Raw genomic sequence first — 25,910 nt, 5'->3', positions numbered from 1 at the left:
TTAATTATGAAATCAGTGTTAACCACTGTTGTTGCTTCCGCTGACCTAGGAGGTCGGTTTCCTAGCGCTTCTGACCTAGAATCAGTTCAAGGTAGCTTGCAACGTTCTGCTGCTCGTATGGAAGCTGCTGAAAAGTTGGCAGGTAACTACGACGCTGTAGCTCAAGAAGCTGTTGATGCTATCTATAAAAAGTTCCCCAACGGTAGTGGTCGGGACATCGATGCAGGTACTCAGAAAGAAAAGTGCAAGCGTGACATCGTTCACTACCTGCGTTTGATCAACTATTGCCTAGTTGTTGGTGGTACTGGTCCTCTGGATGAGTGGGGTATTGCTGGCGCTCGTGAAGTCTACAAAGCTTTAGGTATCGATGCCGCTACCTATGTTACTGGTTTGACCGTCCTCCGGGATCGTGGCTGCGCTCCTCGTGATATGTCTGCCCAAGCCTTGGTTGAATACCGGGGTTATCTTGACTATGTAATCAACTCTATGTCATAGGATTATTGCTATCCACTTTCTGTAGTGGCTAGCTGCCTCTAGTACTTTCGACTGAAGGGGTATCTTGGCAAAGTGCTGTGCCTGAAACAGGTTCAGCACTTTGCTAAGAACCCCTTAGTTGTTGTGCTTGAAGCTCCTGATACCAAGTGGCATTCAAAGAGAGTAGATGGCTTGGATAGGGAGATAGGGAGGTGGGGAGATGGTGAGATGGGGAGATGGGGAGATCGGCGGAAGAGAAAGTTGTACGTTTGACCGCAACTTGGTATGACTCCTCGATCAAGAATGTCTACTAATATTTTTTTACTGATATTTACGAATATCTACTAATGTCTACAGAAGAGTTATATCAACAATTAAAAAATAAAAATCCTAAACTCCGACAAAGAGCGATGCGGCAAATTGCAGCAGAGCGCACCGAGAATACTATTTCTGAGTTGATGGCAATTTTGGGTGATGAGGATGTGGTTTATCGGCGAGCAGCAGTGCAAACTCTAGGTGTGATTGGTCTTGATGCTGTACCGGTATTGGCAGAAACCTTAACAACTAGTGAAAATAACACCGTACGGGCTAGCTGTGCAAAAGCGCTGGCTTCGATCGCTCTTAACTACTCAGAAGAAACTTTCCCAACTGTCGGCTTGCAGGGTCTACAAACGGCCCTTAAAGACCCAGATCCCGTTGTAAAAATATCAACAGTTGGCGCACTGGGAACCATTGGTCCACCCGCTTTTGAAGCCCTAGTGGCTGCTTTGGACATCGACGATATTGCGCTTCAAGTTACTGTGCTACAGGCTCTAGGTTCCTTAGGGGATGAGAGAGGTATGGAAGTGCTATCTGCTGCCGCTGAGAATCAGGAAGCCGACCCCTATATCCGAGAATCAGCAGCTAGTTCGATATCACGCTTGGAACAGATTATCAACTTTGGTTCATCCAGGAAAGCATCTGGAGAATAATACCAGAATAATTATAGCAGAAGTCAGAAGTTTGAAGTCAGAAGTCAGAAGTTAAACTAGCTTTGTATCTAGGTTTGAGGAAAAGTGACTGTCCTACACTAGGCTTCGACTGCTATAAGAGAATTATTTGTTGTCATTAAAACCCAAAATTATCCCCAAAACTATCAACGAAGAAAGCCAGGGGAATTGACATAATTATTTATGCCTTCGGGCAATAGCTAAAACAATCTCCGGTTAAGCCTCTTGTTGAACTCTGTTTTGCCAATGGTTGCCCAACGCTTTAACTCAGAAATGTGTTTTTGTAAAGTTGCAATACGCTCCTCTTGCTCTTGATTATGCTGTTTCAAAGACTCATAACTCTCGGGAGCTTGATTAGCCGGAGATTCTTGTTGAGATAACTGACGCTCTAACTCAGCAATACGCTTCCCTTGCTCTTGAGTTTGCTGCTGTAGAACCTGATTACTTTCTACTTGTTGGGTCCCCTGAGATTGTTGCTCAGCTAGCTGCTTCTGTAACTTCTTAACCAGATTAGATTGCTGTTGTGCCTGCTGTTGCAGAGTCTGGTTACTCTCTACCTGTTGTGTTGCTAGAGATTTTTGGTCAGCTAACTTCTGTTGTAAGTCTTCAATCACATTAGCTTGCTGTTGAGCCTGCTGTTGTAAAGACTGATAACTTTCTGTCTGTTCAGCAGTTTGAGATTTTTGGTCTGCTAACTGCTTCTGTAATTTCTTAACCAGATTCCCTTGCTCTTGTGCCTGCTGTTGTAAAGACTGATAGCTTTCGGTTTGTTCAGCAGTTTGAGATTTTTGGTCTGCTAACTGCTTCTGTAATTTCTTAACCAGATTAGATTGCTCTTTAGCCTGCTGTTGTAAAGACTGATAGCTTTCGGTCTGTTCAGCAGTTTCAGATTTTTGGTCAGCTAGTTGCTTCTGTAATTTCTTAACCAGATTCCCTTGCTCTTGTGCCTGCTTTTGTAAAGACTGATAGCTTTCGGTCTGTTCAGCAGTTTCAGATTTTTGTTGAGCTAACTTCTGCTGTAAGTCTTCAATCAAATTAGCTTGCTCTTTAGCCTGCTGTTGCAAAGACTGGTAATCTTCTTGGGATACACCAGAACCACCAGGCTCAGACACATCAGCTTGTAGCGGTTGCTTACCCTCTATAACCTGAATCTTGGTTTTAGATGTTGTAGTTCCATTGTTGGAGGATGTTTCCTTAGCCTCCGGTGGATTTTCCAGGGCAATGGTCATACTTGCCTGCTGGCATGCGATCGCAATATTACCTCTGGCGATACGCTCAATTAGTTCCGAGCGGGACAATCCAGTATTCTGAGCCATCTGAGTCAACAAGCCAATGCCTGTAGGGGTCAGGGATATCCCCACCTTGGACTTACTTTCTGAATACTGGCTAGCAGTTTTACGGCTTTTCTTGGCCATTGGCTTTTCCTCCGGATCGGCTATTTAAAGTCTATATATTTTACTGTTAAAAGTACCTCTTTAAAAGCTTAAGTTAGAAGCTTTAGTTAAAAGCTTGTATTTCCCAGGTAGTTGTTGATGGTTGACCGCTGTCATTCAACTCTCAACAGTCAACCGTCAACAACCCACACATTTCTATGGCAACTGGCGATAGAGCTAATCCCAGCTCTAATAAGTACTAAGTTTTTCCTCTAATAACTACGAGGACGCCACTTATTCAACCGCGCTTCTGCAATCATAGCTAAACGCCGCTGATCAGCAACCTTTTCTTGTAAGGTAGCAATTTCCTGGGCCTGTTTTTCAGACTTTTGTTGGAGAGCTTCATAACTGTCTGGCTCTACAGTCGCTGCTGCCATGGGGATTGGGGGTGCCATGGTGGTGAAACCACTACCACCATTGCTCGAAGAACTGTAAGACTGCCATTTGCTAAACTGTGATTCTCCAAAGCTAGCCAATGGTCGTAAGTCTGCCAACTGTTTCTGCAAGCTTTCCAGCAGTTCTTCTTGCTCTTGGCATTTCCGTTCGATGGCTTGATAGGCTTCTGAGCGTTCTTTCTCAGCTCCTGCGGTAGCTTGCTTCGGTTGGATTTTGGGCTTGAGTACTTCATCCAATAAGGCTTGGATATCAGTAACTGGGGCAAGCCCAAGGGGATTATTGTAAATAATCGATTTATTAAGCCTTGATGGATTCCCTGACAAATTGTCTTTATCAGAGCTAGAAACGCTGGGCATCAGCACCAACATGTTAGTAAACCCAAGCAGCTTTTTGCCTGTTTGGGTTTTATAGCCCCGGTAAAAGGGTACAGTATCCTCCCCAAAGACCTCTTGGTACTCGTCACTATCGATATAGGAATCAATATCCGCCTCGAAACCTCCTTGATCCAGTACTTGGCTGTGATAGAAGGTCTCAGAGTAGTCATCAGGAGCACGACCGAGCAAATGCTTAAAATTCAGCTCGATTGACCGGTAGCGGGGACAGATATCAAAAAACCTTGACCGATACAACTCTGACTTGGCAACCTGACGCACAAACTCACGGACAGTGATTTGGCCCCGCTTGATCTGGGATTCGGGGACAATCAGCCGTTCACTGTCCATAACATGGGCATTTCCCAAAACCTGACGGTAGACTGCTCGAATCACCGTCTCGATTTCTGCTTCCGAGCGACCTGGCCACAGCTCAATCGGATCAATTTGTTCCCAGGCTTGATACTGGCGTTGCCAGGTTTGAGTCGTGTTTTGCTCGAGTTTTTCAGCTTCTGTAAGAATCTTAGGTGCTATTTGAGTGTCTGTGGGACTTGCTGGTTGGGCTTTTTTGAGACCTAGAACATTAGCCAGGAGTTTATTGACATCTGTGGGTTTTACTACATCACCAGCTCCAGAAAGCGGCTCCATATTACTGGGGCTATTGGTCATCAGGGACTGATTCAACCGAGACCAATTCCCCCGCCAAACAGTGCCTTTATCACTACCAGACGCACCACGCAACAGTTTTAAGATATGGGTAAATCCCACTGTACTCTTGCCTATCTGGGTTTTGTAACCTCGATAATAGGGCACCTGGTTTTCCCCAAAAGCGATCTGGTATTCTTCGCTATCGATATAAGAATCGATTTCAGTCTCATAACCCCCTTGATCAAGGATCCTCGTATGCTCAATAATTTCCTCATAGCTTTCGGGAGCTCGACCAAGGAGATGCTTGAAATTCAACTCAATGGCTCGGTTACGAGGGCAACTGCTGAAAAATCGGGAGTAGTAAAGCTCAGATTTAGCCACTTGCCGCACAAATTCCCGGACAGAAATTTCTCCGTTTCTAAGTTGGGATTCGGAAACGGTGAGCCGCTCACTGTCCATGACATAGGTATTCCCCAACACTTGCCGATAGACAGCCCGAATCACAATTTCCAGTTCTTCTTCAGAATGACTAGGCCACAGTTCAACTGGGTCTGTTTCTTGAAATGCTGCCACCCCTAATTGTGCGGCGCGTGTCAGTACAGGATTTATAAAACCAATTACCATCTAAAAGACCTCCCAATCCATTGTTGTTAAACAAAGTTAATCAACAACTAATAAACAACTTTTTTACGAAGACTACCTTTTTCAATTCAATAGTATTGATCACTTAATGTCCAAAAAAAAAATTGATTGAACACTATATTAATTGAACACTATAAGTATTAATTTATTTTTGATTAAATTGTTTAAGGTGACGCTTTCCATATCATCTTGGTTGACTGACACGCTAGTTGCACTTAGAGATTTAATTGACTGTTGACTGTTGACCATTAACAGTCAACAGTCAACAGTCAACAGTCAACAGTTAAACGAAAAAATCTGTACGGTGCAGTAGTCAGCTCAACCTACTTTGTTTTAACTAACGTGGACACTAGTAACCTTACCACCCATACGGCTAATGTTCTTCATTGCCTCAGCTATACAGCTATAAGGAACCTTCGTCGTATAGTTACTTGTGCGCATTACATCTTGGCGACACAGACCTGTTACCTCTAGTACAACTGTGCGATCGCTATAATCACTCAGAGTGCTACTTCCATCTGTAATCATTCCTGACATCGGTAAAGTACCTCCAATTTACTAAGTTGTGAATTAAAAAACGGTCTATCCAACTGCCAATAGTTGACCAGTAGTTTAATAGCCAATAGTGTTAGTTTTTAGAAATTAGCTGTTGATTGCTCACAGCCTATTTCCAAAAACTAACATCTACATACTTAGCTCATATCAACTACTGAATCCTGACAGTCAACCTAACCTATTTCAGTAATACTGACAATTTTGCTGCCCATTTTGTGCATATTTTGAATCCTCGCCGACAACTGGTCGTAACCCACCTCATAGCTAGCATTACTCCGCTTGAAGCGAGAACCAACACCAGCTTTAGCGACAGTAATCTTAAAGCGTTTGCCTGTATTGGTGTAAGTACCTGAACCTCCAACAGGAGCAGTAATCTTGGTAGACAGATTAGCTCCTAAATCACTAATCAGCTTGGCTTGGTTACTGCTATCACTAGTAGCATCTCCCCGCATCAAGCAAAACGTCCGATTAAATCCTACGTTCTTAATCCCAACTTCGGTATTATTACTACGAGGATAGGGGACAATAAACTCACCAAAACTCAACTGATACTCTGCGCTATCGATATAAGAATCGATTTCAGCGTCGTAGCCAGCAGTGTTATAAATTAGAACATGTTCGGCAATTTCTGCCTGTTCCTGGGGAGCACGACCTAGAAAATGCTTGTAGTTGAGCTCAATGAAACGATACTGGGAAGCAGAATCAAAAAACAGGGACTTATACAAGTCTGATTTAGCGACCATGCGCACAAAGCCCCGTACACTGATGTCCCCATTGCGCAGCATCGCTTCAGCACTAGTTAAGCGATCGGATTCCAGCAAGTGCTGGTTACCTAGAACCTGTTTGTAAACTGCCCTAATCACTGTCTGCAGATCATCTTCTGTTGCACCAGCACGCAACTCTATCGGGTCAGCATCTATTACCCAAAGTGACATTTAAATTCCTCCTAGATTCTTTACTCAGATTTAGCTGACTTACACAGCTATTCACTTATCAGTTACCAGTTATCAGTTACCAGTTAACAGTTTTTCTTTTTACTGATAACTGATAACCGGGCTACTGGATCAAGTTAACTCAGTAATACTGAGAATCTTGCCACCGCCTTTATGAATACTCTTGACTTGTTCAGAGAGTTGCTCGTAGCTAACCTGATAGTTCAGCTGGCTACACTTATTCAACCGGGCTACACCAGCGCATGTGGAAACAGCAATCTGGTAACGCTTGCCAGTATTGCCATAACCTGCACCATTTCCAACAGCTGGAGCTTTAATTTGTGGAGATATATTAGCAGCTACAGAAGTAATTAGCTGGGCTGGTTTTCCACTATCACTGGTAGGAGAGCCTCGCAGTAACGAGAACATCCGATTAAAGCCCACATTCTTAATTCCAGGTTGGCTACGGATGCTGCGGGGGTAGGGAACGATGTTATCGCCAAAATTCTCAAGATATTCGTCACTATTGATATAGGAATCGATTTCCGCTTCGTAACCCTGTTCATTGTAAAGGCTGACGTGCTCAGAGATTTCAGCTTGATCTAGAGGAGCACGACCCAGCAAATGCTTGCAATTAAGCTCAATGAACTGATAGGGAGAAGACCCCTCGAAAAATCGGGATTGATACAGGGCTGATTGAGCCACCATGCGCACAAAGCCACGGACACTAATATCCCCATTGCGCAACATTGATTCCCCATTGCTGATTCGCTCGCTATCCATCAGATGGGCATTGCCCAAAACCTGCTTGTAAACAGCTCGAATTACCGTCAGCACATCCTCTTCAGTAGCATAGGGTCGCAGTTCTACTGGGTCACCTTCAAAGGCATCTAGACCAAGGGTGGCTGATACCGTTAAATTCCCCATTCTTATTTCTCCTAAACTCAGTTTGATAATGATATAATCGTTCGTTAAACCTAGTTTGAGGTAATTTCCCCAAACCTAGGGTCAGCTATTAAGGCGCTATTAAGCAATTATTAGCCGACCCTGAGTTTATATCAAATGGTCAACGTTCAACCAGCATTACAAAACTTCAGTAATGCTGATAATCTTTCCACCACATTTATGAATGTTTTGAAATTGTTGAGACATTTGACTGTAGTTAACTACCCGCTCTGTCTTGCTAAACTTATTGAGTCGAGCAGCAGCAGTTGAGGTAGAATAGACAATCCGGAACCGCTTGTCGGTGTTACTACTAGCTGCACCATTGCCAATCGCTGGCGGAGTGATTGTCGTGGACATATTCGCAGCCAAAGAGGAAATTAACTTTGCCTGTGTATCACTGTCACTGGTAGGAGAGCCCCGTAGCAATGAGAACATCCGATTGAACCCTTCAGTTTTGATCCCCACTTGGGTGCGGATAGACCGTGGATAAGGGACGGTGTACTCACTAAAGTTTTGAATGTATTCGTTGCTATCGATATAAGAGTCGATTTCAGCGTCGTAGCCCTCTGTATTATATATTTGGACGTGTTCAGTAATCTCTGCCTGGTCCTGGGGAGGGCGTCCTAACAAGTGTTTGAAGTTCAGCTCAATGAACCGGTACTGAGAAGAACTGTGAAAGAACAGTTTCTTATACAAATCAGATTTAGCAACTACCCTGACTAACTCACGCACTGTAATATTGCCATTCCGCAGTTGGGCTTCAGCACTAGAGAGCTGATCGCTCTCCATGATATGTTCATTGCCCAAAACCTGCTTGTAAACGGCTCGAATTACCGTTTGTAAATCATCTTCAGTGGCAAAAGGCCGTAATTCTAATGGATCACATTCAAAGGCATCCAAGCCTAGAGTCGCTGAGCGAGTTAAATTTCCCATTTCTATCTCTCCTTTAAAACTTCCGAAAAAAAACCCCAGACATTAGGAGATTTCTGTAATGCTGACGATTGTCCCACTAGTGCGATTAATCCGCTGAATTTGGGGTGTCATCTTGCTGCCAGGAACAATGTACTCAGTGGTACTACGACGGCGACGACCGCTGTACATGGCACCCCGCACGACAATTTTGAACATCTTTTCGGTAGCATCAGCATAAGCGGCAGCACGACCACCTGCCAGTGGCACAATTTTGCTGGTGCTATTGGTAGCAACTGCTTCTACCAAGCAAGAGCTTTTTATGGAGCTATCAACTTCTGAATGACCCCTTACCAAGGAGAGGGTACGGTTATAACCCACCTGCTTTTGGCCGATTTGGCTACTAGCACCACAATAGTAGGGTACGGTATCATCCCCAAAATTAGTTTGGTACTCGTCACTATTGATGTAAGAATCAATCTCAGCATCGTAGCCCTGCTCAATACAGATACGGATGTGTTCCGAAATTTCTGTCTGATCTAGGGGAGCACGACCCAATAAATGCTTAAAGTTCAGCTCAATAAATCGGTAAGGCGCACAGGATTCAAAATACCGAGCGCGATAGAAATCTGATTTGGCAACAGCCCGCACAAATTCCCTGACAGTGATGCTGCCATCGCATAATTGCGATTCAGCACTCACCAGCCGCTCACTCTCCATAATGTGGGGGTTGCCCAAAACTTGACGATAAACTGCCCGAATTACAGCTTGCACTTCATCAATGCCGCTAGTAGGCCATAGTTCAAAGATGGTATCTGAATCTAGACCAAACTTGGCAGTAGGCGCTGTACTGACCATTTAAATTTCTCCTTGCAAAAAACTTATTCAAAATAGAGGGGATTTTCCTTGCCAAAACAAAGTAACCAACCCTTCATTGCACTGCACCTCTACCTTCTTTGGCAGCAAACTAGTTGGCTTGCTGCCAAAGCACGCAGAAATACACGAACTTTTCCAGATTAGAAACTTTTGAATCCCGATTGAATCCTAATTACACAACGGTGATGCTGGCAATCACGCCACCCTGCTTATGAATCCGCTGGTACTCTTTGGAGAGCTGATCAAACGGAACCAGGTAGACCTGGTTACTGCGCCGGAATTTGGATACCCGATTCACTGCACCAGGGGACTTATAGCCAGTTACCTCAATCCGGTACACCTTACCTTCAGCAGTAGCTCCAGCACCATGGCGAGTTCTGGCACCCAATGGGGTTTCTTGGAAAGACCAGCCAGATACACCACCAGATGGCGGAACCACTGCTGTCGGAATTTCTTGAATTACATTCTTATTTAGACAAGGACTCTTGCCAGCCAAGCTCCCTTTGAAGTCGCTACTAGATGCTCCTCGCAACAGTTGGAACATGTGGGTAAACCCAACCATCTTCTTGCCTGTTTGGGTTTTGTAGCCTCGGTAGAAGGGAACTGTGTCTTCCCCATAGACTTCCTGGTACTCGTCACTGTCGAGATAGGAATCAATCTCTGCCTCGAAGCCCCCTTCATCCCAGATAATACTGTGAGCCTTCATCTCATCGAAGCCATCGGGAGCCCGACCAAGTAAATGTTTGAAATTCAGCTCAATTACTCGGTAGCGGGGGGCTTTATCGAAAAACCGGGAGCTGTAAGCATCGGATTTCGCTACTGCCCGCACAAATTCCCGAACGCTGAGTTCACCTAGTTTAAACTGAGACTCTGGGACAGCCAGTCGCTCACTTTCCATGACATAAGCATTGCCCAAGACTTGCCGATAGACCGCCCGAATCACGGCCTCAGCGTCCTCGCTTGAGATACCTGGCCACACTTCAATTGGATCTGTGTCTTCAAATAGGCCGACACCTAGCTGTGATGCTGGTCCGAATGCCATTAACAGATTCTCCTAGATAGCAACAAATTTTTTAATCAGGGTTTTCTCAGGGTGTTTAAAAAACTTTACAAGCTTTTAAACAATAACATAACCTCTCTCGCCAATCCTGATTAAGGAATCTTGGGAGCTCATAGCTCCTGTGAGCGAGATTGTGTCAGTGTTTTACACCTTCACACATTTATTTATACAATGCCCTGATCACCCTAAATTATCAAGATTTGTAAACTTCTGGGATTGCCTGTGATTGAAACTGACGACTATCTTAGAAAGTATGAATTATAAAGTATGAATTATGAAGTATGAAAACTTTGATTGTTTTATAGTGTATTTATCACTTTGGTGAGGTACAAATTTTTTTGATTATAGGGAACAGGGAACAGGGAACAGGGAACAGGGAACAGGGAACATAAAAAAATTATCTGTACCTCATAAATATGAGAACAGCTAGATTTCTGATTTTTTTTAAGCTACCCTAGACGGAACACCCAGGGGAACCTTGGCCAAAAGGCCACGCTACGCGAACAACCTTGGCCAAAAGGCCACGCTACGCGAACAACCTTGGCCAAAAGGCCACGCTACGCGAACAACCTTGGCCAAAAGGCCACGCTACGCGAACAACTCTTCAACCTTCAACCTTCAACCTTCAACCTTCAACCTTCAACCTTCAACCCTTCAACCCTTCAACCTTGGCCAAAAGGCCACGCTACGCGAACAACCTTCAACCCTTCAACCCTTCAACCCTTCAACCCTTCAACCCTTCAACCCTTCAACCCTTCTGAATTTGTGCGATCGCTACCTTGACCAGTTGGCGAATTTCCTCTCGCTGATCGGATAACTTGGCTGTTAAGGCGGGTAAAGCCGCTTCATCTTTAAGCTTCCCTAAGGATAAGATTGCCCTCCGCCTCACCTCTTGGCTGGGGTCTTCCAGTAAGGGGATTAAATGGGGAACCCCTACCTGGGGGTCAAGTTGGCTCACCGATGTCGCTGCTTCGGCACGAACATTGACAGATTCATCTTTCAGTGCTAATAAGAGAATATCTCTAGCCTGGTCATTACCCGGTTCATCCACCAAATTAGCGATCGCTCCGACTACTGCCATCCGCACATCTTCCGATTCCGAGTGGATTGCCTGATACAGGTGCTCAGCTGCGTCTGACCCAATGAAAGCAAGTGCCCAAGAGGCATGACCTTTGGCAGTTTGGGGATAATCTGCTGATTCCAACACCTCAATCAACCTTGGTACAGCCGCTTCTCCCATTCTGGCTAAGGCTCCAGCCGCTGAACTCTTGACCACTGTATCCTCATCATTTAACAAGGCATCAATCAGGGTAGTAACCCCCTGGGGATCCCTTATTTTTGCTAAAGCCTTGCCACAAGACCTGCGCACCACCGGGTTTGGGTGATTAGCTAGTGCTTCGAGCAAGAACGGAGAAGCTACCTTACCAATTTTGCCAAAGGCTTCCACGAATCCCAGTCTGACCATTCCCCGGCTATCAGCCAGGGATTCAACCATCTTTTTTAACTGTTGCGGATTAGTAATATCAACGTTTCCCTCAGCAAGTTGGCTATTGACATCAGCCAGCAAGCTGTCAGTTTCAGAGGGAGCTGGCGGTTGAGTTTCCGATGTAACCATGGGTAATTCCAGTTGCTTTAGTCAGTTGCGTCAGGATGATGGCAAGGATGATTGCTAGGGGCGGAGATTTTCCAGAGCAGCGTCGATCTTAATAATTTCTGGGTGGTTTTTGATATGCTCCATGGCCGCCTTTTTCGGCAGTTTCACCTTCTGAGCCATTTTCATCACATCATTAACCAGTCTTTCCCGATATTTCTCTAGTTCAGTAATAACTTCCTCAATTTCTGCCGGTGATGGCTGGGCTTCTTGAATTTCAGACATTTTGGTGACGTTCTTAAATGGTTATTTAAGTTTACAGGTTACAGGTTACAAGTTACAGGTTACAAGTTACAGGTTACAGGTTACAGGTTACAGGTTACAGGTTACAGGTTACAGGTTACAGGTTACAGGTTACAGGTTACAGGTTACAGGTTACAGGTTACAAGTTACAGGTTACAGGTTACAGGTTACAGGTTACAGGTTACAGGTTACGGGTTTGAACGGTTTAACCTTGGCCAAAAGGCCACGCAATCGCGTTCAACCTTCAACCTTTCAACCTTCAACCTTGGCCAAAAGGCCACGCAATCGCGTTCAACCTTCAACCGTTCAACCTTCAACCGTTCAACCTTCAACCGTTCAACCTTGGCCAAAAGGCCACGCAATCGCGTTCAACCTTCAACCTTCAACCGCTTAACCTTCAACTCTCATGACTAGCCCCTAAACTTTCCCGAGTATTACTTCGAGTATAGGGATTCCAGGTGTCTAGATCTTTATATGGTTGATTCAAAAGCATCGAACGGGTGGCTTCACTGATGCCTTGAGCCATGGTAAAGTCAGCCCCAGCAATATTTTGTACATGGTTTAAATCTGCTCCAGTCAGGTCGGCCCCTCGCAAATCCGCTCCCTCCAGCTCCACGCCACTCATACGGGCATTACGCAAACAAGCCCCGGTCAGGAAAGCCTTCCGTAAGTTGGATCCACTCAAAGCAGCATCCTGTAAATTAGCACCGGTTAAATCGGCTCCGCTGAGATAGCCTCCTATTACTCTAATCCCTTGCAAGTCAACTCCCCTCAGATTAGCGGTATTGAGAAAAGCACCATTGAGATTAGCACCAGGCCCAACAGCACCAGAACTTTTGTAGCGAAATCCTTCTGGCCAAGTAGTTTCCCGGTCATACAGGGCTACTTGTAGGTTGGTTTCATTTAAGTTAGCCATCGTCAAATTAGCCTTCCTTAAATCTGCCCGGTTTAAATACGCCCCTTCCAAATCAGCGCCAGTCAGGTCAGCGCCAGTGAGATCAGCTCCCCTGAGATCAGCTCCCCTCAGATTCGCTTCCCGCAAAATTGCCTGACTAAGATTAGCCCCAGTCAGGGTAGCTTGGCTCAAATTAGCTTTCTGTAGGTTAGCACCACTGAGGTTAACCTGGTACAAGTCTCTCTGACTCCAATCGATGCCCTCAAGATTAGCATCAGAGATATAGTCTCCGGCTTGGAACCGTTTTAAGATATCCATAGCTTGGTTGTTAGTGCGATCGCTTAACCGAGTTTGAATCATTATAATTTGTAAACTCTACCTGGAACTGCCAAGGTTAGTCTACCGTTCTGGTGGGAACACAGGGTATTAAAAACAATTACTATTTCTAGGGTAGGGGCTAGCTCTACCCATCTATCACTATCTGGAGGTTTAAGCAAAAATGCGACTCAAGCCACCCATGACCATGATGGACTTCTTTCGGAAAAGCGAGGGCAAGTGGTTTACTCAACGCACAGTTCATCACTTTGATAACGCTGCCGATGAATCGGGAGAATCCAATCTGATTGTTCAAGTCATCGAAAAAGATAACCCTAAAGTCCAAACCGTTTGTGACCTCCAAAAGATTGACCCAAGCCAGGCGATGGGGGGAGCGAGCTTTATGTGGCAAATCAATTTAGATGACCGGGAACCAAATTCCAAATATGCGGCAATTTTGATTGATGTTCCAGATGATGAAACTAAGCTTAGTGGTAAACTCATTCGAGACCAGGGCTATGTGGAAAGTATTCCGGTAGTGAGTCGGTATTGGTTTGGCAAAGACGGCATCCTCACCATTGATACCAATTACCAGAATAATCAGGGTCAAGAACGTTGTTGGTTTGTCACCGATGATTTTCGTGTCCGAGTCAGCACTGTGCGCATGATGAATGGCGTCAATCTCATGACCTATTGCTCTGAACGCCGTTGTGTTTCTAGGGAAATGCTAGAACAAATGATTGAAACTAATCGCGCTAGAGCTATGGCGGCGCAATCATAATTAACTCATTAAAACTTCATTATCTCATCAAAATAATTCAACTCGGAGCATAGTTGGTAAGATCACTCCCAAGGTGAAGTATAGGAGGCTAAGTAAACATGAAAATAGTGCGATCGCTAGTAATTTTTGGTGGCATCAGTCTGAGTGGATACTATGGGATTACCCATTCAGTAAATCCTGCTCTGGCTCAGATTGTTCCGGATAATACCTTGGGGGATAATCCAAGTGTTGTTAAACCAAATGTAGAGGTCAAAGGACTTCCCGCTGACTTGATTGAAGGTGGAGCAACCAGAGGGGATAACCTATTCCATAGCTTTTCTGAATTTAATGTTAGGGACTTGCAGCGGGTTTACTTTGCCAATCCCGCTGGCATTAACAATATTCTCAGCCGAGTAACCGGTAGTAACATCTCCAAGATCTTCGGAACCCTAGGAGTAGATGGTGCCGCCAACTTGTTTTTGGTCAATCCTAATGGTATTGTTTTCGGAGCCAATTCCCAATTAGATGTAGCCGGTTCCTTTGTCGGAAGTACCGCTAATAGTATAGTGTTTGGCAATGGCATCGAGTTTAGTGCTATCAATCCCGAAGAACCACCCCTGTTAACCATTAACATTACTCCCGGATTGCAGTATGGAAAGACCGGATTGCAGTATGGCCAGAATCCGCCTCAGCCGATCGTAAATGCTGGCAATTTGGCTGTGGGACAGGGACAGAATGTCACCTTAGTCGGTGGGAGTGTGATTAGCACTGGGGATATCCTAGCACCAGGGGGTGAGATTAATATATTAGCGGTTCCGAGTGAAACGTTAGTGCAATTGGGGCAAGCTGGACAGATTTTGACACTATCGACTCCAACGCCATCAATAGAATCTAATTCTCCCTCTGTTACTGAATTTTTAAGTACTTTGGACGATGACACCGGCGTAACAGTTTCCAGTGACGGTCAGGTCACACTTACCGATTCCGGTACTATTGTGCCACTTGAGCCAGGAACCGTGATTATCTCTGGTGCCCTAAACGCTGCCAACCTCGCTCCAGGAAAAACTGGAGGCAAAGTAACGGTATTAGGGGATCAAGTTGGCTTGTTTGACAGTGGCTCCATTGATGTTTCTGGAAACAGTAGTGGTGGAGAAGCACTAATTGGTGGGGATTTCCAAGGTCAAGGACAGCTGCCATTGGCCACAGCTACCTATATCGGTCGTGACACCACTATCAACGCTGATGCGGTTAGCACTGGTAATGGTGGTCTGATTGTGATTTGGTCGAATCAATCCACTCGCGCCTATGGCACCTTAACGGCAAGGGGGGGAGCGCAATCAGGGAATGGCGGTTTAATCGAGACATCCAGTGCCAATTTTCTGGATGTTACAGGAGTCAGAGTCGATGCTAGTGCAGCCAATGGAAATGCAGGAACTTGGTTACTTGACCCGAGGAATGTTACTCTTGGCTTTGCCGATACATCCAATGGCAGCTTTGATAGTAATTCCAATATCTTCACTCCCACTGGGGATGATGCCGTGGTGAATATCCCAGATATTGAAGCTCAACTCAATGCTGGCACCAATGTCACTATCACTACCGGAACCACAGGCACTCAGGAAGGAAATATCACTGCAGATGGCTTTGGCATTACCAAAACGACAGAAGGGGAAGTCACTCTGACCTTGGAAGCGGCCAATGATATTTCTCTCAAAAACTTTGGAATAAATGCCGAGAGTGGTTTGCTTAATCTAGTCCTGGAAGCCGATAGTGACAACTCTGGTAGTGGTGATGTGGAATTAATGGATGCGGGAATTGATACTGGCGGAGGAGCAGTTACCATTACTGCGGCTGGTGCGATCGCATTGGAAAGGATCGGAATCAACAGAAATAACAACCGTAGCGTACAGGCACCACCGATTACGGTGATCAGTGGTGAATCCATATCCCTCAAAAGTGCTGGAATCAATAGCCTCACCTCTGGGGATAATGGAAATGCTGGAGACGTTATCGTTCAAACCGGTACCCTTACCATAGAAGAGGCGGGGATTGGTAGTAGGACAGACGGTAAGGGGGATGCTGGCAATATCACTGTTACTGCTGCTGACTCAGTTGTGGTCACAAACAACAGTGGTATTAGTACGAACACTCAAGATAAGAGTACTGGGGATGCTGGAGAGATCACCATCACCACCGGTTCTGTATTATTGGAAGGCAAGGACAATGGTTTTGGCAGCAATACTCAAGACAATAGCAGTGGGGATGCTGGAATAATAACCATAACTGCTGACTCACTTGTGTTCAGAGGAGGCAGTGGTATTGGTACCAACACTCAAGACAATAGCAGTGGGGATGCTGGAGAGATCACCATCACCGCTGGTTCTGTATTGTTTGAAGGCCAGGATAGTGGTCTTGGCAGCGATACTAAAGACAATAGCAGTGGGGATGGTGGAACAATAACCATTACTGCTGACTCAGTTGTGTTCAGAGAACAAAGTGGTATTGGTACCAACACAAGAAATAACAGTACTGGGGATGCTGGAGAGATCACAATCACCGCCGGTTCTGTATTGTTGGAAGGTCAGGGCAATGGTCTTGGCAGCGAGACTCAAGACAATAGCAGTGGGGATGCTGGAAAAATAACCATTACTGCTGACTCACTTGTGCTCAGAGACGTCAGTACTATTGGTACCAGAACGATTAATGAAAGTACTGGCGATGCTGGCACAATAACAATTAATGCTAAATCTCTAGTACTGGAAAACCAAGCAAATATTAGAACCAACACTGAAGATCAAAGTACTGGCAACGCTGGAAAAATAAAAATTACTGCTGACTCCATCTCCCTAGAAAACAATAGTAATATTGAAAGTACTACCGAAACTACTGGCGAAATAGGAACAATCGAACTCAATGCCAACTCCATTTCCCTATCAGACAGCAGAATTACTACAGCTGTCGAGGAAACAGCAGTTGTTGACTCTCAACCAGACCCAGAGCCTAACATCATCATTCAGGGAAGCTCGCTGTCCTTAACCAATAACGCTCAAGTGACGGCTAGTAGTTCTGGCCAAGGAGATGCTAGTGACATCTTGGTGGAGGCTGACTCTATCTTCCTTGAAGAAAGTAATATCTCTACTGAAACTGTTAGCGGAAATGGTGGCAATATTACTCTGACGCTACAGGATTTATTAATATTGCGCGATGGTAGTCAAATCAGTACCAGCGCCGGTACCGAAGATCAACCAGGCAATGGTGGCAATATCACCATTACTGCTGATTTAATTCTTGCCTTCCTCGAAGAAAATAGCGACATCACCGCTAATGCCTTTGATGGCAACGGCGGTAATATAGATCTTACCGCTCAAGGCATCTTTGGGTTCAACTTTCCCGATCAACCAACCAACTTGAGTGATATCACCGCCAGTTCTGAGCGTGGTGTAGACGGTAACATAACAATCAACATCCTTGGGGTTAATCCCTCTCAGGGTTTAGTAGAACTACCCACTACTGTAGTTGACCCATCTGCACTGATTGACGCTAGGTGTGCTGACACTGTCAAAGTGGCATCGGATGATTCCAAAGGGGATGAATTCATTGTTACTGGACGGGGTGGCTTACCTCCGAGTCCCCTTGACCCAATCATAAGCCGAACTGTAATAGCAGATTGGGTAACCTTAGATAACTCGGCAACAGAAAATTATCAGAGTCAACGTCATTCTCCGGCTGCTAGGGAGGAGTCGGCTCGAAAGGGTCCAAGGCGGCGGATTGTGGAAGCTCAGGGTTGGCTGATTGGTCCTGATGGTACTGTTATTCTCACCCCTTTCCCTACCACCCCCGAGACCTGGGCTAACTCTTGGCGCAAATCCCCTTCTTGCGAGGATCTCAGGAGAATTAGTAATGGCTCCTAGGGTTAATCCTTTGGTGGGCAGTGCTTAGCAAGCCTTTGGCCAACTTGATCAATCGGTCTGAGCCACTGCCCACCCTACATCTAGCTCTTTGGTGGGCAGTGCTTAGCAAGCCTTTGGCCAACTTGATCAATCGGTCTGAGCCACTGCCCACCCTACATGAAGTACTTTGTCACGGGTTGGTTGCCCAATTTTGCCTAAGTCCTGATTGACCTGAAAGGGAGGATAATGGCAAGTGACGTAAAAATCGAGCACTCCGAATCCTATCATCTGTGCTAGAATTCGGAGGTAGCTTAAGAGCAGCAATATGCAAGCTGGTTCCTAGTCTTAATTCAAGATTGTAAATTCCAGCCATTAACAGCCAAGAGTTCTTGGTAAGTATTCCTTGACTATCTAATTCCCTAACTATATCAGTGTTCCTACTTAAGTCGAAATTTCTAAAATATACTATCATATGGTAGTAGCGCGGCCAGGGCTGAAGCGCTACGATGGCTATTAGCAGGTTCAGATCAGCAGCGAAGGTTTAGATTATAGGCGTTCCCATGCCAGTGTAGATTCGTCGAATGTAGGTACGACTGAGGCACCCCTTAAAACAAGTCAAGCAAAGTGAAACCTTCGCAGCTAATTAAGAGTTAAGCGTTTTTGAGTAGATGGCGGAATAGATTCTCCTTAACCATCATTTGACGCAAAACTTCCAAGAGATAGGACTGAGCCTCCTCCTGGCTCAACAGCTTGACTTGGTCTTGGTAGATTTTCATCTGGAACTGTTGTTCCAAACTTAGCTTTCCAGGCATTTCCATAGGTTTACTCCTAAGCTTACATACGTTGATTAGGGCAGGCGGACGAGTGTTCCGACTGCTCTTTTTTTTGGCCGTTGTTAATCAATCTAACACACATATAAAATACTGTCGATTCTGTCAAGCAATAAGTAATTAAAGATACAAATTGTAATAAAAATCCGGAAAGCGATGATTTGCCCTTGTGCCTGTATGTCTGATGGACTTAGATCAAGTCCGATTGAATACCGATAATAAAGAAAATTGATGGTGTAACGGAGTGATAGGGTGATTTCGATTAAGAGTAATTATTCGGACATCATAGTTACGCCAAACCTGAGGCCAAACCCAACTATATAGTGGCACAATTGCATTTAGTATCAGTATATGTAGCGTAGCAGCGGAAATCCTGATGGATTGGGCATGGATCCCTTGTTTGGAAAAATCTCAGGAATATGCAAAAATTCAAGATTAAGTAAAATTTAAGTAAAAACTCGGTAAACCAAATACCATAATATGGATCCAATTATTGATGCCATGGAATTTTTCCAGCTCAGTGCTGGCAACTGGCGATCGCAACGCACAACCCACCACCTAGCCTTCCGACAAGCAGAGAAGGGAGAGTTGGATATCAATGTAGCCACCTTAAAGGCTGATCATCCCCAAGTCATTGAGCTGTGTGAGCTTCATAAGATTAACCCAAGTTTGGCAGCAGGTGGAGCTTTGGTCAGTTGGCAGGGTACAATGGCTTGGGATCAGACTGATGAGGGTCACAAAGACTCGACGGTGATGGTGGTGGTTCCAGATGCCGATTCTCCTAGACATGGGAAGTTATTGCGGGAAAAAGGTTACGCGGAAACCATGCCAGTGGCTGGTCTTTATCAGATGGATGCTCAAGATGGGCTAGTGCTGATTACTGAATATGAAACCATGAGTGCTCATGAGCGTTTCTCCTTTATCACTCCATCTCGGCGGATGCGTACAAGTATAGTGAAACGTTTTGGTGGATTTAGCAGCGCATCATTTTGCATCGAAACCCGGATTGACTCTAATCTAGAGAATTTAGAGAATAGGGCTAATACTGGGTCTAATATTGGGGTGACATCTCAACAACAACAAAATGTCTTGGCACCGGAAGAGTATTATTCAATCTTGGGGTGGTGATTCCACCATCAGCGATGATCCGTTAATCCGGGGCTACCAGTATCTGAATGCGGTGGGTCAGCTGGCTTTAGACCCAAGTATGGTAGAGATCACTGATCATGCTAAAGAACGCGATCGCATTTATACCTGGATTGGCAATCACATTGATGCCATTAATGGAGAACTCCAGACTTGCTTAGACGCCTGTCATAGCTGCTATCATGATTCCCTATGCCGCCCAATGCGGATTTTGGCAACCCCTTTAGGGGAAAAGTTTGGTATTGATGGCTTTTGCAACATCTTAGCCACTCCGGCGGTGATATTAATTGATGTCGGACGCATTGCACGGTCTGATTGGTTAAGTATTGTCATCCATGAATATGCCCATGCTCATTTAGGTGCCCCTGGTCACGATCAGCGTTTTTTTGAGGTCATTTCCCATCTCTGTTTGGGTCTGGGATTAAAACCCCCACGTTGGCAGGTAAATCTCGAAACTTACCTGCGGGATTGGCCAGAGTGTCCATCCAAGACTAATTCACTGTCTTTTTGGATGGGGTATGGATGCTAGGAGCGATCGGCTATTGTCTAATTGTTTGGTCTAATTATTTCGGGCTATTTTAATAAATATTAAAAATTATTGCTTTGAGTAACGTTTTCCTTAATCAAAATTAATAACCTATTAGTGATTAAGGTGATTAAGTTAAAGGGGGACACACAGAGTAATCACACAGAGTAATCACAAAAGCAAGAAAAGGGTTAGTTGATTAACCCATAACTATTGACGATTGACTATTGACTGCTGTCCCGGCTATCAGTGGTCGCTCTAGAGATTGAAATATCGATTAAACTATAATTTTTTTACAGATTGACACGGGATTCATTATATATTTGATTAAGGTTTGTAAGATTTTCTAAGAATACGGAGATAAAAACGTGGCTATTCCTTTACTAGGCTACGCCCCTGTGACGCAGAATGCGCGCATAGATGGGTATGAGATACCAGGAGAAGAGCAACCCAGAATTTATTCCACTGAAAACTTGCTCTCCCCCGGAGACATGGATGCCCTAATCGAGGCAGGATACCGTCAGATTTTCTTCCATGCCTTTGCTTCGGATCGTGAACCGTTCCTGGAGTCCCAACTCCGCTTCGGTCAGATCACAGTGCGGGACTTCATTCGTGGGTTGTTGCTTTCTGAAACCTTCAAGACCAGCTTCTATGACAAAAACAGCAACTATCGCGTTGTAGAGCAGTGCGTGCAGCGGGTGCTTGGACGTGATATCTATGGGGAAAGAGAAAAATTAGCCTGGGCAGTTATAATTGCCACAAAGGGTATCCAAGGCTTCGTCGATCAACTTCTCGACAGCGAAGAGTACATGGAGAATTTTGGGTACAACACCGTCCCCTATCAACGGCGTCGAGTGATTCCCGGTCGGTCTCAGGGTGAAATACCATTCAACATCAAATCTCCACGTTACAACGAATACTACCGTGCAGTACTGGGCTTCCCACAAATCATTTGGCAGACCCAGGTGCGCAGTTACGTGCCACAAGACAAGAAGGCCAAGTTAGGGGATCCGTCTCTGTATATGGGCATGGCACGGGATCTGTCTCCCCAAGGCAACACTATCCCACGAGTGTCAGCTTTGAACATCGATTACGAATCCTTAGTGCCATATCGGGCTCAGCAATCTCCGCAAAAGGAACTAGCTGAAGCGAAGTCGTAGCACGTCTAAGAGTTTGATCAAAGCTAGGGGGGGAGGGGCAACAAACTCAATCCACTCCTCAGAAACTGGATGCTTTAGTTGTAGCCGCCAAGCGTGAAGTGCTTGACCCGGTAGATTGACACCGACAGAACGACCACTGCTGTAAACGGGATCTCCAACAATGGGATGACCAATATAGCTACTGTGGACACGAATTTGGTGGGTGCGACCAGTTTCTAATTGGAAATGGATCAGGGTATAGTTGCCCAGTCGTTCTCGGACTTGCCAATGGGTAATCGCTGGGCGTCCCCCTTTTTCTACTGGCACGACAGCCATTTTCTTGCGGTCTACAGGATGCCGTCCAATCGGTTGGTTAATGGTGCCAGACTCAGCAGAGGGAGCACCATAGACTACACCTAAATATTGTCTTTGAGCAGTTTTGGCTTGGAGTTGAGCTTGTAGATGTCCATGAGCCTGGTCAGTTTTTGCGATCGCAATTGCACCAGTTGTATCCTTATCCAAGCGGTGGACAATGCCTGGACGCTGAACACCACCAATACCTGTCAGTTTAGGACAGTGGGCTAAAAGGGCATTGACAAGAGTACCACTTTCATGACCAGGTGCGGGATGAACTACCAAACCAGCCGGTTTGTTGATAATAATCAGAACCTCATCTTCATAAAGAATGTCTAAGGGGATGACTTCCGGTTGTAATTCCAGGGGTTTGGAGTCAGGAATGGTTAGGGAGATGCGATCCCCTAGCTGAACTTTAGCTTTTTTTGAGATGCACACGTGATCATTCACTTGCACGTTGCCTTGTTCAATCAGCTTCTGGATACGAGAGCGAGACAAGTCAGGTGTTTGTTGGGCAATATAGCTGTCAAGGCGATAACTGGGAGTTGAACCAGTAGACTCGCTAGTTTCCTGAACTTGCAAGAATTTGAGAGAAAGCTGAGGGGTCATTGTTGATCGTTGATTGTCAACCGAACTGAGAATTAGGAATACAGAAGACTTCAATTATGTATAGCAAAGGGAACAGCGGATCTGGGAACAGCGGATCTGGGAGTAGGGAATATGGCATCAAAAATTATCACAATTCATTTAATAATGCTATATTAATTAGCAATAATTAATAATTAATAATGAGCCAAAGGCGATCAACCATTGTATATAGCGTTTCTGATACTTATGAGGTACATTCCATTTTATGGACGCCACTCCCTACTCCCTACTCCCTACTCCCTACTCCCTACTCCCTATTTTGGTCAGTAGCCAAGTGCAGCGGTAGGGTAACCGTAAATGTTGTTCCCACCCCAACTTCACTGTTTACAGCAATTGTACCCTCGTGCAAGTCTAAACATTTTTTGACAATCGCTAAACCCAGTCCAGTACCAGGGATGCTGCCAACATTACTCGCTCTTTCAAAGGACTCAAAGAGTTTCTCTTGGTCTTTTTTAGGAATGCCGATCCCCTGATCTTGAACCTGGATTACTGCGGTCGAAGAATCGCAATTGAGTTCAAATTTGATGGTACCTCCTTCTGGGGAATATTTAATGGCATTTAACAGCAAATTGTTAACGACATGACTCAAAAGTCTTTCATCGATTAGGGCATCTTGGCAGCACCCATGAGTAATGAATATCAGGTTATGCTTATAACCCAGGTTAATTTTGATATTTTCGAGTATGTCCTGACACAAAGCAACTAAATCCATGGATGCTGGCTCAAACTTGAGTTTACCCGCATCGGCTTTCCCAATCGTTAGAACATCATCCAAAAGTTGAGTCATCCGGAGCACAGCATGCTGAATCTTATCATGGTGCTTCAGTTTTTTCTCAGGGGACAATTTATCCTCATAGCGTTGCAGCATTTGAGCAGAAGATTGAATGGTAGTCAGAGGCGTGCGAAACTCGTGAGAAACTAATGAAACGAAACCTGAACGCAGTTGACTCAGCTCTTTTTCCTTAACCAATGCCTTACGAATATCTGCTTCTGCTTGCTTGAGTTCAGTGATATCTCTTCCCACCGCCTGGCATTCGAGAAAGTTGCCATGTTCATCAAACATAGCTCGATCACTCCACTGCTGCCAGCGAATTTCTCCAGAGTCGAGAAGAACTCGGTGTTCGTAAGTGTTAATCGGATTATCTACAGAAAGAGAACGGAAGTTCCGGGTAACAATGTCTTCGTCTTCCGGAGGCATTTTTGGCAAAAATACTTTCCCTACTAATTCAGAGCGGTCTTTGCCAAAATAGCGGCAGTAAGCATCATTGACAAACGTTAGGGTGCCATCAAGTTTCAACCGACAGATCAGTTCAGTTTGATCTTCAATGATGGCACGAAATCGTTCTTCACTATGTCGTAGCGCCTCCTCTGCCTGCTTGCGTTCTGTAATGTCTTCAACCATGCTCAAAATACACAGGATTTCTCCTGCTTGATCTCGCATAGCCATCATGGTTAAATTACCCCAGAGGGTATCTTGATTCTTTTTGCGGTAACGTATTTCTAACTTAAAACTATCAATTTCTCCTTGTATGACCTGCCTAATATAAGGCTGGGCTTGTTCTAGGTCTTCAGGATGAGTAATTGCCAAACCATTGAGAGCCATTAGTTCAGACTTGGTGTATCCGAGCATTTCATACAAAGCCCGATTCACCTGAATAAACTGATAATCCAAATCTGAGAGTGACATTCCGATAGGTGCTTCATCAAACACCCGTCGAAATTGGGCATCTTTCTCGTCTAAAGCCGCTGCTGTATTTAGTCTCAATTGCTGATAGGCTTGCCGTAGTTCTACCTCTGCCTGCTTGCGCTGGGTAGTATCTTGGATAATCCCGATAACTTGATAAATATTTCCTTGCTCATCTAGCAGGGGAATATAGGTAGCGAGGACAGTGAGTTCACCAACCTCTGGCAAAGTCAGAGTCAGTTCTTCCACTTGTGGTGTACGGGTTTCCACAGCCTTTTGTAGGAGTTTCACATAGATATCCTTAAATACACGTGGATAGATTTCCTCGTCAGTGTGACCCAGTAGCGGTGAATCAGACACTCCAGTTAGCTTAACCCCTTGTTGATTGATAAACTGGAGCCGCCGCTGGGCATCATATATCATAAATGTACCGGGGAAATTATCCACTGCTAGCCGAAATCGTTTTTCGCTCAGGCGTAATGCCTCTTCTGCCTGTTTGCGCTTCGTGATGTCAACAATTAACCCCACCAGACGATTGAGATTACCGGCACTATCTAGGTAAAACTGTCCTTTGTTCTCAACAGTGATGTACGTGCCATCCTTCTTACGCATCCGATACTCAAGATCAATAGGCTCCTTAGTCACAATCACCCGTTCAATGATGTGTCGGTATCGTTCTAAATCATCAGGATAAATTAACTGATCCCACCCTTGCCCAGTGTTGGCGATTTCCCCTGGGTAATAACCCAATACTTGTTCAATATTGTGACCCCAAATCAATTCATTGGTCTGGGTATTCCATTCGTAGAGCAGCTGACCACTGATTTGACTAACCGCTTTATAGCGATAAAGCCATGCGGTTAATAAAGCAAAGTAACTTTTTAAGTTTTGATCATCTGGATTGAGATTTTCAGAGCCCTTACTGCCTTCATAGCAGCCAGTAGAGTTACCATCGTCCAATCCAGATTCTAGCTCTTTAATGCTAGTGATATTTTTAGCAACACCATAGATAAGACCCTGTTCATCCTGTGAAATTCTCCAAGCCAGCCAACGCAAGCTACCATCTTTATGGTAAATTCTATTCCGATATTCGACTAGTTTTCCGTGACCACAATCACGAAGGGCATTGAGAGTAAATTCCCGATCTTCTCGATAAATCCACTCAATCCAAGGTCGCGATCGCAATTGGGAGCAAGTCCATCCTAGAACCTTTTCCCAAGCCGGATTGATTTGTTGAAAATATCCGTTTTGACCAAAGGTGCATAATAGATCAAGTGATAAAGAAAACAAGATCTTTAGGGCGGACTCTCCCTCTGCCATTGTTTCAGTACTGTTTATGTGAGACTGAGTGGTGTTCATTGCTGGGCTCGATCCGTCAGAAATTCTACAGATAAGCTAGGGATACATCTACCCACAGTCTTCCCTCAATAATCAGTATAATCACAAGATCATCACCAGGAGTATTTTAGAAAGCTCAGAATATTTCTCTGAGGAAAGGAAATTGTGAGGATATTTTGTGGTCATATTTGTTAGTCTTTTCCCCTGAAGCCCTGCTGAGAGCTTCACAGAAAGTCTGATTGGGATCAACTCTATGAGCAG

General features: G+C 44.9%; 25 protein-coding genes. 10 read left to right on the top strand and 15 right to left on the bottom strand.

The window, feature by feature from the left end:
* Window positions 1-6: 6 nt before the first annotated feature.
* The 3 genes from F6K53_RS06350 (at window position 7) to F6K53_RS06340 (ending at window position 1,445) form a co-directional block, all read left to right on the top strand.
* Window positions 7-495, top strand: a complete 489-nt coding sequence (locus tag F6K53_RS06350; RefSeq protein WP_287248232.1) for a bleomycin hydrolase — start codon at window positions 7-9, stop codon at window positions 493-495.
* 72 nt (window positions 496-567) lie between these two features.
* Window positions 568-747, top strand: coding sequence for a hypothetical protein (locus F6K53_RS06345; RefSeq protein ID WP_293068789.1), 180 nt, complete (start codon window positions 568-570; stop codon window positions 745-747).
* A gap of 74 nt (window positions 748-821) precedes the next feature.
* A complete protein-coding gene (locus F6K53_RS06340) occupies window positions 822-1,445 on the top strand; it encodes a HEAT repeat domain-containing protein (protein ID WP_293068792.1) in 624 nt (207 codons plus the stop codon).
* A 218-nt stretch (window positions 1,446-1,663) separates the two neighbouring features.
* On the opposite strand, the gene F6K53_RS06335 is transcribed toward F6K53_RS06340, so the two are convergent.
* From F6K53_RS06335 to F6K53_RS06300, 8 genes are all read right to left on the bottom strand, one after another.
* Window positions 1,664-2,878, bottom strand: a complete 1,215-nt coding sequence (locus F6K53_RS06335) for a hypothetical protein (protein ID WP_293068795.1) — start codon at window positions 2,876-2,878, stop codon at window positions 1,664-1,666.
* Window positions 2,879-3,108: 230 nt separating this feature from the next.
* Complete coding sequence (locus tag F6K53_RS06330; RefSeq protein ID WP_293027881.1) at window positions 3,109-4,935, bottom strand: phycobilisome rod-core linker polypeptide; 1,827 nt, start codon at window positions 4,933-4,935, stop codon at window positions 3,109-3,111.
* Window positions 4,936-5,286: 351 nt separating this feature from the next.
* Window positions 5,287-5,490, bottom strand: coding sequence for a phycobilisome linker polypeptide (locus tag F6K53_RS06325; protein WP_293027884.1), 204 nt, complete (start codon window positions 5,488-5,490; stop codon window positions 5,287-5,289).
* A 191-nt stretch (window positions 5,491-5,681) separates the two neighbouring features.
* Window positions 5,682-6,443 (bottom strand): phycobilisome rod-core linker polypeptide, encoded by a 762-nt coding sequence (locus F6K53_RS06320; protein WP_293027887.1) that lies wholly within the window; start codon window positions 6,441-6,443, stop codon window positions 5,682-5,684.
* Between the two features lie 129 nt (window positions 6,444-6,572).
* A complete protein-coding gene (locus F6K53_RS06315) occupies window positions 6,573-7,367 on the bottom strand; it encodes a phycobilisome rod-core linker polypeptide (RefSeq protein WP_293068800.1) in 795 nt (264 codons plus the stop codon).
* Between the two features lie 156 nt (window positions 7,368-7,523).
* On the bottom strand, window positions 7,524-8,318 hold the full coding sequence (locus tag F6K53_RS06310) for a phycobilisome rod-core linker polypeptide (protein ID WP_293068803.1): 795 nt from the start codon (window positions 8,316-8,318) through the stop codon (window positions 7,524-7,526).
* A 42-nt stretch (window positions 8,319-8,360) separates the two neighbouring features.
* Window positions 8,361-9,152: a phycobilisome rod-core linker polypeptide gene (locus F6K53_RS06305; protein WP_293068806.1), complete on the bottom strand. Its 792-nt coding sequence runs from the start codon at window positions 9,150-9,152 to the stop codon at window positions 8,361-8,363.
* 190 nt (window positions 9,153-9,342) lie between these two features.
* On the bottom strand, window positions 9,343-10,212 hold the full coding sequence (locus F6K53_RS06300; protein ID WP_293027899.1) for a phycobilisome linker polypeptide: 870 nt from the start codon (window positions 10,210-10,212) through the stop codon (window positions 9,343-9,345).
* Between the two features lie 496 nt (window positions 10,213-10,708).
* Here F6K53_RS06300 and F6K53_RS06295 point away from each other — a divergent pair, with 496 nt between their 5' ends.
* Window positions 10,709-11,047 carry a hypothetical protein gene (locus F6K53_RS06295; protein WP_293068809.1) on the top strand — a complete coding sequence of 113 codons (339 nt, stop codon included), beginning with the start codon at window positions 10,709-10,711 and terminating at the stop codon, window positions 11,045-11,047.
* On the opposite strand, the gene F6K53_RS06290 is transcribed toward F6K53_RS06295, so the two are convergent.
* On the bottom strand, window positions 10,979-11,845 hold the full coding sequence (locus F6K53_RS06290) for a HEAT repeat domain-containing protein (protein WP_293036040.1): 867 nt from the start codon (window positions 11,843-11,845) through the stop codon (window positions 10,979-10,981). The genes F6K53_RS06295 and F6K53_RS06290 overlap by 69 nt on opposite strands.
* Before the next feature lie 54 nt (window positions 11,846-11,899).
* Window positions 11,900-12,106: an acetyltransferase gene (locus tag F6K53_RS06285; RefSeq protein ID WP_075904227.1), complete on the bottom strand. Its 207-nt coding sequence runs from the start codon at window positions 12,104-12,106 to the stop codon at window positions 11,900-11,902.
* Between the two features lie 229 nt (window positions 12,107-12,335).
* Between F6K53_RS06285 and F6K53_RS06280 the strand changes: the two genes are divergently transcribed.
* Window positions 12,336-12,518 (top strand): hypothetical protein, encoded by a 183-nt coding sequence (locus F6K53_RS06280; RefSeq protein ID WP_293080153.1) that lies wholly within the window; start codon window positions 12,336-12,338, stop codon window positions 12,516-12,518.
* Between the two features lie 3 nt (window positions 12,519-12,521).
* Here F6K53_RS06280 and F6K53_RS06275 read toward each other — a convergent pair whose 3' ends face one another.
* Window positions 12,522-13,379, bottom strand: a complete 858-nt coding sequence (locus F6K53_RS06275) for a pentapeptide repeat-containing protein (protein ID WP_293080150.1) — start codon at window positions 13,377-13,379, stop codon at window positions 12,522-12,524.
* A 139-nt stretch (window positions 13,380-13,518) separates the two neighbouring features.
* Here F6K53_RS06275 and F6K53_RS06270 point away from each other — a divergent pair, with 139 nt between their 5' ends.
* Window positions 13,519-14,115 carry a phycobiliprotein lyase gene (locus F6K53_RS06270; protein WP_293080147.1) on the top strand — a complete coding sequence of 199 codons (597 nt, stop codon included), beginning with the start codon at window positions 13,519-13,521 and terminating at the stop codon, window positions 14,113-14,115.
* Between the two features lie 98 nt (window positions 14,116-14,213).
* Window positions 14,214-18,005 (top strand): filamentous hemagglutinin N-terminal domain-containing protein, encoded by a 3,792-nt coding sequence (locus F6K53_RS06265; protein ID WP_293080144.1) that lies wholly within the window; start codon window positions 14,214-14,216, stop codon window positions 18,003-18,005.
* 126 nt (window positions 18,006-18,131) lie between these two features.
* Here F6K53_RS06265 and F6K53_RS06260 read toward each other — a convergent pair whose 3' ends face one another.
* On the bottom strand, window positions 18,132-18,272 hold the full coding sequence (locus F6K53_RS06260) for a hypothetical protein (protein WP_293029199.1): 141 nt from the start codon (window positions 18,270-18,272) through the stop codon (window positions 18,132-18,134).
* A gap of 362 nt (window positions 18,273-18,634) precedes the next feature.
* Window positions 18,635-18,802 carry an NblA/ycf18 family protein gene (locus tag F6K53_RS06255; protein ID WP_293029202.1) on the bottom strand — a complete coding sequence of 56 codons (168 nt, stop codon included), beginning with the start codon at window positions 18,800-18,802 and terminating at the stop codon, window positions 18,635-18,637.
* A gap of 504 nt (window positions 18,803-19,306) precedes the next feature.
* Here F6K53_RS06255 and F6K53_RS06250 point away from each other — a divergent pair.
* From F6K53_RS06250 to F6K53_RS06240, 3 genes are all read left to right on the top strand, one after another.
* Window positions 19,307-19,942, top strand: a complete 636-nt coding sequence (locus F6K53_RS06250) for a phycobiliprotein lyase (protein ID WP_293029219.1) — start codon at window positions 19,307-19,309, stop codon at window positions 19,940-19,942.
* Window positions 19,899-20,489 carry a hypothetical protein gene (locus F6K53_RS06245; protein WP_293029205.1) on the top strand — a complete coding sequence of 197 codons (591 nt, stop codon included), beginning with the start codon at window positions 19,899-19,901 and terminating at the stop codon, window positions 20,487-20,489. Before F6K53_RS06250 ends, F6K53_RS06245 begins: the two co-directional genes overlap by 44 nt.
* A gap of 365 nt (window positions 20,490-20,854) precedes the next feature.
* Complete coding sequence (locus tag F6K53_RS06240; protein ID WP_293029207.1) at window positions 20,855-21,646, top strand: phycobilisome rod-core linker polypeptide; 792 nt, start codon at window positions 20,855-20,857, stop codon at window positions 21,644-21,646.
* Here F6K53_RS06240 and F6K53_RS06235 read toward each other — a convergent pair.
* Together F6K53_RS06235 and F6K53_RS06230 are read right to left on the bottom strand one after the other, a co-directional pair.
* Complete coding sequence (locus tag F6K53_RS06235; RefSeq protein ID WP_293080141.1) at window positions 21,626-22,588, bottom strand: RluA family pseudouridine synthase; 963 nt, start codon at window positions 22,586-22,588, stop codon at window positions 21,626-21,628. The genes F6K53_RS06240 and F6K53_RS06235 overlap by 21 nt on opposite strands.
* A 286-nt stretch (window positions 22,589-22,874) precedes the next feature.
* Window positions 22,875-25,670 carry a PAS domain S-box protein gene (locus tag F6K53_RS06230; protein ID WP_293068836.1) on the bottom strand — a complete coding sequence of 932 codons (2,796 nt, stop codon included), beginning with the start codon at window positions 25,668-25,670 and terminating at the stop codon, window positions 22,875-22,877.
* Between the last annotated feature and the right edge of the window lie 240 nt (window positions 25,671-25,910).

The organism is Moorena sp. SIO4A1 (genome assembly GCF_010672065.1).
In the GTDB taxonomy this organism is placed as follows: Bacteria; Cyanobacteriota; Cyanobacteriia; order Cyanobacteriales; family Coleofasciculaceae; genus Moorena.
This window is presented reverse-complemented; position numbering and strand designations above follow the sequence as displayed.